Raw genomic sequence first — 9460 nt, 5'->3', positions numbered from 1 at the left:
GCCTGACCGCCGATAACCGTTTGCTGTATGGCGGCGGGGTGAACTATGGCGGTCAGGAGTCCGCGAGTATTGAGGCAGCTATTCGGCCAAAGATGCTGGCTACTTTTCCTGAACTTGGCGATGTGCGCGTCGATTACGCCTGGAGTGGTAACTTTTTGCTGACACTTAACCGCCTGCCGCAGTTTGGCCGCATTAATAGCAACGTTTACTACGCTCAGGGGTATTCTGGCCACGGGGTGACGTGCTCTCATTTGGCTGGCAAGTTAGTGGCAGAAACGATCAGTGGTGAAGAGACGCGTTTTGAAGCGTTTGCACAGATTTCCCATCTGCCAATGCCCGGTGGACGGCTGTTACGTGTGCCGCTTTCTGCCATGGGAGCGTGGTTCTACGCCATGCGTGACCGGCTGGCGGTTTAGCGCCGATTAGTTTGGTGATTGCTCGGAAACGGGCTGGCGAATACATTCGTCAGCCCGTTTTTTATTTGCCACGGATGCTCACAGATAACACGGCATAAAAAGCTAATAGAAGGACAGGGGGCAGCATAAGACAGGCAGAAGCAATAAGAGAGACGCCGAGCAGCGCCTCTCTCTATTCTCTTGGTGGGTTCTATTGGTGGTTTATCAGCTTATACGTGGCGCAGGTACCAGTCATACTCCATGGCACTAACTTCGCGCATGGTTTCGGCGCGCTCTGCTTGGCGGTTGGCAATGAACACTTCAATAAAGTCTTCGCCAAGCTGTTCGCCAAGTACACGGTTGTTGCTTAACAGGTGCAGCGCTTGGGTCCAGCTGTTAGTTAGCTGGGGTGCGATTTGGTCATAGGCGTTGCCGATGATTGGCTCCGCAGGTGTAGTCTGCTGAGTTAGGCCATGGTGGATAGAGGCCAGTACGGTGGCTAGTAACAGGTAGGGATTAACATCGGCACCCGCTACGCGGTGTTCTATGCGCCGCGCTTCTTTTGGCCCGGCGGGAACGCGTATGGCCACAGAGCGGTTATCGTATCCCCAGGTAGGTGCCAAGGGCACATAGAGTCCTTCCTGAAAACGGCGGAACGAGTTTAGGTTGGGAGCCAGCAGTGCCATGGAGTCTGGCATCAGCTCCAGCAGTCCTCCTACGGCGTGTTGCAGTGCGGTGCTCTCCAGCGGATCGTCGCCGTTTTCGGCAAAGATATTGTGTCCGTTGCTATCTACCAGACTGACGTGAACATGGGTGCCGCTACCCGCTTCTAAGCCGTAAGGCTTGGCCATAAAGGTAGCTTCAAAGCCGTGCTTTAATGCAACGCCCTTGATCAATCGCTTGAGTAGTACCGAGTGGTCGCAGGCGCTTAACGCATCATCTGTGTGAATCAGATTGGCTTCAAACTGGCCGGGTGCACACTCTTTCAATACCGTATCCAGCGGCAAGCCTTGCGCCTGGGCGGCACTCTGCAAGTCATTGATAAACTCAGCGTACTCGTCTAGCTCAAGCACCGAATACAGCTGACTTTGAGTGGCTCGCTCGCCGCTGCAGGGGGACTGCGGTGGCTGAATCAAGTTTTCTTCGTCGCGTAAACGATCAACCAGATAAAACTCTAACTCAAGGGCGACGACAGGGGTTAAACCACGCTCGGAGAACTGCTCAAGAATGCGCCGCAGAATCTGGCGAGGATCGGCAAAAAATGGCGCGCCGTCCATCTCCTCCATGGTCATCAATAGCTGGCCATACTGGTTGTTATTCATCCAGGTGACCGGATTGAGCGTGCCGGGAATGGCGCGACATACGCGGTCGCCGTCGCCGCTGGAAAGCCCCAGCCCCGTCTCTTCAACGGTGTTGCCATTGATGTCCAACGCAAATACCGAAGCAGGCAAATAAATGCCTTTTTCAAACACTTTGCCAAGGTTATCGCTAGGGATACGTTTACCACGAATGACACCGTTAAGATCACTGATTAACAGGTCAATGCTGGTGATCTCTGGGTGATTGTCAAGAAAGTCCGAGGCTACGTTTTGAGCGTCTGTGTTATTGGCAGAGGACATACGTTGTACCTTATTTTTATGCCGTTTTAGTTGTGTTTCTGCTAACAGTATCCTTGCTTCGGCAGCCGCTTGTGTCAAATATTTAATAACAAAAATAGTGTCATTATTTTTTGTCGGTAACAGATGTGTTTTTTAATTCTTTGTTTATCAATGATTTAATATGTTTTTTCATAAAAATACTATTTTGCTATTGGAAAATAAAACAAGCCACGCTATGTTGAAGTGACTGTTGAATAAAACATAACAACTGACAAAGTGGTTTGACTATGCAAGCAACGCATTCCCCACGCCCACTGGTGGGTGTTATCGCCTGCTGCCGAGAAGTGGAAGGCCATCCCGCGCAGATAGTGACCGATAAATTCCTGCAGGCGCTTTACCACTACGGCATCACGCCGGTGATTCTTCCTGTGTTAGCCGCCGATACATTGACGCCCGAGCAGCATGCTGAACAGGCCATTGCTCTGTTGGGCAGCCTGGATGGCTTGCTGCTAACTGGCAGTTATACCAACGTCGCTCCTGACCGCTATGGTGCAGAACGCGCCCCAGAGAATACCCGTGCTGACGCACGGCGAGATGAAGCGGCACTTTGCTGGGTGCACGAGGCATTACGTCAGGCGTTGCCTCTATTTGGCATTTGTCGCGGCTTTCAGGAAATGAATGTCGCCTTTGGAGGCACCCTTCATCAGGCAGTTCAAACGCTACCAGGCATGCTCGATCATCGTGAGCCGCCCGCTGACGACATGGCGGGCCATTATGCGCCCTCTCATACGGTAAAGATCCGCCCGGATGGCGCCCTGGCGGCGCTCTATAGCAGCGAGCATGCTGAGGTGAATTCACTGCACCAGCAGGGGATTGATCAGCTTGCACCAGGTCTGGATGCAGAAGCCTGGGCACCTGATGGATTAGTTGAAGCGATTTCGGTGCGCGACGCGGCTGCGTTCGCCCTGGCTGTGCAGTGGCATCCGGAGTGGCGTCCTAAAGAACATCCTTTCTATGACGCACTATTTCAGGGGTTTGCGGCGGCCTGCCGTCAGCATCGTACCCAACGCGCCGCCCAGCCAGTTAATAGCTGAATGCTTGTTGCAACGACTTGAACAGGAGCCGACCTATGCAGACCCAGGACTATCAGGCGTTGGATCGCCAACACCACCTTCATCCATTCACTGACTTTAAATCACTTGGCGAAGAGGGTAGCCGCATCATCACCCACGCCGATGGGGTATACATTTACGACAGCCAAGGCAATCGTATTCTTGATGGTATGGCGGGTCTTTGGTGCGTCAATCTCGGCTACGGCCGGCAAGAGTTGGTGGATGCCGCCAGCGAGCAGATGCAGCAGTTGCCGTATTACAACAACTTCTTTAAAACCACCCATCCTCCGGCAGTAAAGCTGGCCGCTAAGCTGAGTGAGCTGGCACCCGAGCATATCAATCATGTGTTCTTCACGGGTTCCGGGTCTGAAGCCAACGATACCGTGCTGCGCATGGTGCGGCGCTACTGGGCGATCAAAGGCAAGCCGGAGAAGCAATGGGTCATCTCGCGTGAAAATGGTTATCACGGCTCTACTGTCGCGGGCATGAGCCTTGGTGGCATGGCGCCGATGCATGATCAAGGTGGCCCGTGTGTGCCGGGGATTAGCCATATTTGCCAGCCTTACTGGTTTGGTGAAGGGCGCGACATGAGTCAGGAAGCCTTTGGCAAGCAGTGTGCCCAAGCGTTAGAAGAGCAAATTCTGGCGTTAGGTGAAGACAAAGTGGCGGCGTTTATTGCTGAGCCGGTGCAGGGTGCAGGCGGTGCAATCATTCCGCCGGACAGCTATTGGCCAGCGGTGAAAGAGGTGTTGGCCAAGTACGATATTCTGTTGATTGCCGATGAAGTGATTTGCGGGTTCGGGCGTTTAGGCGAGTGGTTTGGCAGTACTCACTATGGCTTACAACCTGACCTGATGCCGATTGCCAAAGGGTTGTCGTCGGGCTATCTGCCCATTGGCGCGGTGCTGGTGGGAGATCGCGTGGCCGATACGCTGATCGAAGACGGCGGTGAGTTCTTCCACGGTTTTACTTATTCCGGCCACCCTGTGTGTGCAGCGGTTGCGCTTAAAAACCTCGAATTGCTGGAAAGTGAACGGGTAGTCGAGAAAGTCCGCGATGAATTGGGGCCCTATCTGGCTAAGCGTTGGCAGGAACTGGCTGAGCATCCGTTAGTGGGTGAAGCCCGTTCGTTGGGCTTGATTGGGGCACTAGAGCTGGTCGCCGACAAGCGCACCGGTGAACGCTTCGATAAGTCTCTTTCCGCGGGCAACTTGTGTCGTGATTTGTGCTTTGAGCATGGCCTGGTGATGCGCTCAGTGGGCGATACGATGGTGATGTCTCCGCCGCTAATTATCACTCGCGATGAAATCGATGAATTGGTCAGTAAGGCACGTTTGGCGTTGGATAAAACCGCTGAAAAGCTGGCGATAACACACCCTATGGAGAGTGCATAATGGCGGCAGATACACCGAAAACCCTCGCCGACTGGCAATCAAAAGCCGCATCACTGAGCTTTGAAACGCGCGCTTTCATTAATGGTGAGTTTGTCGCTGCCGCTGATGGTAGCACGCTGAGCAGTATCAACCCTGCCACCGGACATGTTCTTGCTGAGGTGGCCAGCTGCGATGCGCAAGAGGCTGAGCTTGCAACGCAAGCAGCCCGTGCAACCTTTGAAAGTGGTGTCTGGTCGCGTTGCCACCCGAGTAAGCGTAAGCGGGTGCTACTGCGTCTAGCCGAGCTGGTAGAGACACACCGCGATGAACTGGCGCTGTTAGATACGTTGGACATGGGCAAGCCGATTTCCAGTTCGCTAGGTGACTTGGCAGGCACCGTCGCCTGTCTGCGCTATCAAGCGGAGTGTATCGACAAGCTTTACGGTGAAGTGGCTCCTACTGGAGATCGTGCGCTAGGGTTGGTGCTGCGCGAGCCAATGGGCGTTATCGCTGCCATTGTGCCGTGGAATTTCCCACTAATGATGACGTCGTGGAAGATTGCTCCGGCACTGGCGGCAGGCAACAGCGTCATTCTCAAACCGTCGGAAAAATCACCTTTGTCAGCGCTGCGCTTGGCCTACCTTGCCAAGGAAGCGGGTATTCCCGATGGCGTCTTTCAGGTGCTGCCAGGGTACGGCCATACGGTGGGCAAGGCTCTGGCACTTTCCATGCAGGTTGATGGTCTGGCGTTTACCGGCTCCACCGGTGTGGGTAAACAGCTGATGCAGTACGCGGGACAATCCAACTTGAAACGCGTGTTTCTGGAGTGCGGTGGCAAAAGCCCCAACATCGTTTTTGCCGACTGCCAACACCTTGATGCCGTCGCCCAAAGCGCTGCGGAAGCTATTTTCCACAACCAAGGCGAAGTCTGTATTGCCGGTTCGCGCCTGCTGGTGGAAAACAGCATTCGCAAAGATTTTGTGGCTCGCGTAGTGAAAGCTGCTGAGCACATGCAGCCGGGAGACCCGCTCGATCCGGGTAGCTTCATGGGTGCCATGGTTGATGAAGCGCAGTACCAACGAGTACTGGCGTATATTCGCCAAGGCGAAAGCGAAGGCGCCACCCTGAAACTGGGCGGCGAGCCTAGCGATTCCAATGGGTATTTCCTGCCGCCTACGGTCTTCGATGATGTGACTCCCGAAATGCGTATTGGCCGCGAAGAAATATTTGGCCCTGTGCTGAGTGTGTTTGGGTTCGACAGCGAAGAGCAAGCCATTGCTCTGGCCAATGACAGCGACTACGGCCTTGCTGCCGGCGTTTGGAGTCAAGATATTGACCGCATCATGCGGGTCTCTCGGCGGCTGCAATCCGGTCAGGTCTATGTGAATAACTGGGCCGGTATCGATCAGACCGTTCCCTTCGGCGGTGTTAAGCAGTCGGGCAATGGACGCGATAAATCGCTTCACGCGCAGGAGAAATACTGTGAAGTGAAGACGGTATGGATGTCGCTTAGCCCTTAAAACATCTTTACCACGTATTGATTTGAGTCATCCACAGCGCCAGACGCCGCCGTATAAGCGGTGGCTCTGGCCATGGCTTCCCTGTGCCTGAGCGCCGTATCAGAAAGGTAATAACAATCTCTGCGATGGTCTCTGCAATGGTCTCAGCGATGACCAGCACAACGGTTTCTAACGCGGTTACATCACTATCAACACCAACAACAAGCAAATGCTGAGTGAGGACATTATGTCGACCGACACCACTGTTAAGGAAGATCAGGAAATACCACGGCCAAGTTTAAAAGCGACCATGATCCCCATTGTGTTTATGGCAGCATCTTTGGGCGTATTTATTGGCTACTTCGAAACGGATTCGCACTTGCCGCTGTTTTTAAGTGCGATTGTGGCAACGGCGGTGGCCCTTGCGACGGGTAGCCGCTGGAAAAAGCTTGAAGCGGGCATCATGCGCTCTATTGGCCTGACGACTCAGGCGATTGTCATTCTGATCATTATCGGCACCATTATTGGCTACTGGATTGCTGGTGGGATTGTGCCCACGATGATCTATTACGGCCTGAGCATTCTGGCACCTGATTACTTTTTGGTCGCGGCGTGCTTAATTTGCTGTTTGGTATCGTTGGCTGGTGGCAATGCCTGGACGGCGGCCGGCACCATTGGTATCGCCTTGATGGGCGTCGGTGAAGGGCTAGGCCTTAACCCGGCCATGGTCGCGGGAGCTGTGATCTCCGGCGTGTATTTTGGTGACAAGATTTCTCCGCTTTCCGAAACCACCAATATGGCGCCAGGTGTGGTTGGTGTCGATCTGTTTGAACACATTCGCTATATGCTTTACACCACGGTTCCTGCGTTAGCGGTTGCTCTGGTGCTTTACACCATTATTGGCCTGAACATGACGCCTTCCGGTGATGGCGCGGCACAGGTAAACGAGTTACAGCAGAGCCTCAATGAGCTGTTTATCATTAGCCCCTGGCTGCTACTGGTGCCAGCGGCCGTCATCGTGATGATGATTAAGAAAGTACCTGCCATTCCGGCACTTTCTATCGGTTCGCTGATGGGAATTGTCTGTGCAATTGTGGTTCAGGGCGTCCCGTTAGGCGATAGCTTTACTATTTTTGTGGAAGGCTACGCGGTAGACACTGGAAACGTTACGGTGGACGACCTGCTAACCAACGGCGGCGTTAGCGCCATGATGTGGACGGTTTCGCTGATCATTATCGCGATGAGTTTTGGCGGGATTCTTGAGTCAGCAGGGTTCTTTCGCACCATCGTGGAAAGTCTGCTCAAACTGGCCAAGACTACTGGCAGCCTGATTGCTACCACAGTGGCAACATCGATGGCCGCTAACGTCGTAGGTTGCGATCAGTATCTCAGTATTATTCTGCCTGCCCGTATGTATGCCAGCGAGTACAAACGTCGCTCGCTCAAACTGAAAAACCTGTCTCGCACAGTGGAGGATGCTGGCACCATGACATCACCACTGGTGCCCTGGAATACCTGCGGTGCCTTTATGTTTGCCACGCTTGGGGTCAGTGCCTTTAGCTACGCGCCCTACGCCTTTCTGGCGCTGCTGAGCCCGATGTTCGCGATTATTTATGGCTTTACCGGCTTCCGTATCGCCTATGAAGATGGAGCGAAAACGGCAAGCGCCGACTCGGAGTTGGCGGGAGTTCGTAGCGCCTGAACGGAACATGATGATTGAGGCTGATCAAGACGATTATTTTTTCATAACGCCACGTTAATTGAGAGCTTGCCCCACAGCCGTGGGGTTTTTTTTGCGCTATTATGTGCCCGTCAATAGACCGTCAACGTAATTTAATTTACTTATTGATAGGGAGTGAAAAAAGCATGTCGGATGACGTGGGTGCGAGCTTGCGCTCCTTGCGCAAGCAGCGAGGGATTTCGCAGCGTGAACTGGCAAAGTTGTGTGGGGTTACCCACTCAAGTCTTTCGCTAATAGAGCAAGGAAAAGTTAGCCCATCAGTCAGTTCCCTGAAGAAAATCCTAAACGCATTCTCTATGAGCGTCGGTGATTTTTTTACGATGGATCTTGATAGTCAGGAGCAGATTTTCTATTCGGCGGATGACTTGGTTGATATCGCATCCGGTGATATTTCCTTCAAGCTTGTCGGGGCAAATCGGCCTAACCGTGCGCTGGCGTTTATGGTGGAGCGATATCTGCCGGGTGCGGACACTGGGCAAGCCATGATTACTCACTACGGTGAAGAGGCTGGCTTTGTTGTAGAAGGCGAGATCGAAATCATTGTGGGCAGCACCGCCAGGCGCTTAGGGCCGGGGGAGTCTTATTATTTCAAGACAAGCGTTCCGCATCGTTTCCGAAATATTAGTGATGCCCCCTGCAAGATAATTAGCTGCGCTACGCCCGGTAAGGCGTTCTGATATTACTGGTTTGTATTGTGCGGCAATTGTCGCAGTAATGATGTTGTGCACATAGCTTGGGCACTGCCCAACGTTAGCGGGTGAGTAGAAAGAGCCCTTGCAGGAAATAGAAACCCCCAATACCGGTCACGATCCAGCGCGTCCAGGTGCGGAAGTTGGCATCAGTGAGGCGCTGCAAAATACGGTTGCCGGTGTGGGTGCCAAAGATCGCAAACGGCGCTGCTAGCAGCACAATACCCCATTCGCTGGTGCTAAGCGCCATGGCTGCGCCCAGATAAAAGAGAATCTTGATGCTGTGAGCCACCACCTGAATCATCGCCTTGGTGGATACCACTTGTCGTCGATCCATTTGGGAGCGCACAAACAAGATATCAATCAGTGGCCCAGAAACCCCCGCCGCAATGGTAAGGCTCCCAGCGGCAATGCCACAACCTAGCGCGTGGCTGGCGCGATTAGCATCTAAGTGAAACCAACGTTTGGGAATCCATACAAGTATTGGCATTAAGCCAATTAATAGGGAAACCGTCGCGGTATTGGGGCTATAGCTGAACAGCAGCAGCAAAGCTGCGGCGATCAATACGCCCAATGTCATCAGCATAACAATTCGCCAGACGATAAAGCGTCGCGACAACCATGCTCGTGATCCGTTAGACGTGAGTTGAATGACCCCGTGTACGGCCATGGCAGTCCCTGCAGGAAACATGATCAGCAGAAACCACAGCAGTACCAAGCCGCCCGCCATGCCAAATACGCCAGACAGCATCGATGTCAAAAACACGACACTAATTAAGGCCAAGCCACTCATTAGAGACATGGGTGGAGCCCTTAACTACGACAAAACGGCCAGACCTGATAAAACTTGCGGCACTTAAACTCTGCTTCGCAAGCGTTGAGCTGCGCTTGATAACGGTTAGCGCGGGCAGCCACTTGGCTGCCTGCACGCAGCACGTGGGGTTTACTGCGATAGGAGCCTCGCTGATAGCCACCTGCGCCTTCATGGTAAGCGTAGTAAAGGTGTTCAGGGTTACTCAGCGAGATACCTGCCTGCTGCTGAGAACGGCGGGT

The 9460-nt window shown here is 53.4% G+C and carries 9 protein-coding genes; 6 read left to right on the top strand and 3 right to left on the bottom strand.

All coding sequences use genetic code 11. The annotated features are described in order from the left end of the window. The coding region (locus INT22_RS20645; protein WP_226912566.1) for an NAD(P)/FAD-dependent oxidoreductase at window positions 1–416 on the top strand (416 nt) is incomplete at its 5' end. 209 nt (window positions 417–625) lie between these two features. On the opposite strand, the gene INT22_RS09640 is transcribed toward INT22_RS20645, so the two are convergent. After that, window positions 626–2014, bottom strand: coding sequence for a glutamine synthetase family protein (locus INT22_RS09640; RefSeq protein WP_193059497.1), 1389 nt, complete (start codon window positions 2012–2014; stop codon window positions 626–628). A 266-nt stretch (window positions 2015–2280) separates the two neighbouring features. Here INT22_RS09640 and INT22_RS09635 point away from each other — a divergent pair, with 266 nt between their 5' ends. From INT22_RS09635 to INT22_RS09615, 5 genes are all read left to right on the top strand, one after another. After that, window positions 2281–3087 carry a gamma-glutamyl-gamma-aminobutyrate hydrolase family protein gene (locus INT22_RS09635; protein WP_038478694.1) on the top strand — a complete coding sequence of 269 codons (807 nt, stop codon included), beginning with the start codon at window positions 2281–2283 and terminating at the stop codon, window positions 3085–3087. 35 nt (window positions 3088–3122) lie between these two features. Next, complete coding sequence (locus INT22_RS09630; protein ID WP_193059496.1) at window positions 3123–4499, top strand: aspartate aminotransferase family protein; 1377 nt, start codon at window positions 3123–3125, stop codon at window positions 4497–4499. Then, a complete protein-coding gene (locus tag INT22_RS09625) occupies window positions 4499–5998 on the top strand; it encodes an aldehyde dehydrogenase (RefSeq protein WP_089040600.1) in 1500 nt (499 codons plus the stop codon). Before INT22_RS09630 ends, INT22_RS09625 begins: the two co-directional genes overlap by 1 nt. Window positions 5999–6224: 226 nt before the next feature. Continuing rightward, on the top strand, window positions 6225–7679 hold the full coding sequence (gene nhaC / locus INT22_RS09620) for a Na+/H+ antiporter NhaC (protein WP_193068153.1): 1455 nt from the start codon (window positions 6225–6227) through the stop codon (window positions 7677–7679). 164 nt (window positions 7680–7843) lie between these two features. After that, window positions 7844–8395, top strand: coding sequence for a cupin domain-containing protein (locus tag INT22_RS09615; RefSeq protein ID WP_051626371.1), 552 nt, complete (start codon window positions 7844–7846; stop codon window positions 8393–8395). A gap of 73 nt (window positions 8396–8468) precedes the next feature. Here INT22_RS09615 and INT22_RS09610 read toward each other — a convergent pair whose 3' ends face one another. Next, window positions 8469–9209, bottom strand: a complete 741-nt coding sequence (locus INT22_RS09610; protein ID WP_193059493.1) for a TSUP family transporter — start codon at window positions 9207–9209, stop codon at window positions 8469–8471. Window positions 9210–9220: 11 nt separating this feature from the next. Next, window positions 9221–9460 (bottom strand): transglycosylase SLT domain-containing protein (locus INT22_RS20640; RefSeq protein ID WP_446718942.1); only part of this gene is annotated, 240 nt, incomplete at its 5' end.

Source organism: Halomonas sp. 3D7M, assembly GCF_014897885.1.
Taxonomy (GTDB): domain Bacteria; phylum Pseudomonadota; class Gammaproteobacteria; order Pseudomonadales; family Halomonadaceae; genus Vreelandella.
The sequence above is the reverse complement of the archived record's forward strand: the minus strand, read 5'-3'. Positions and strand labels throughout refer to the sequence as shown.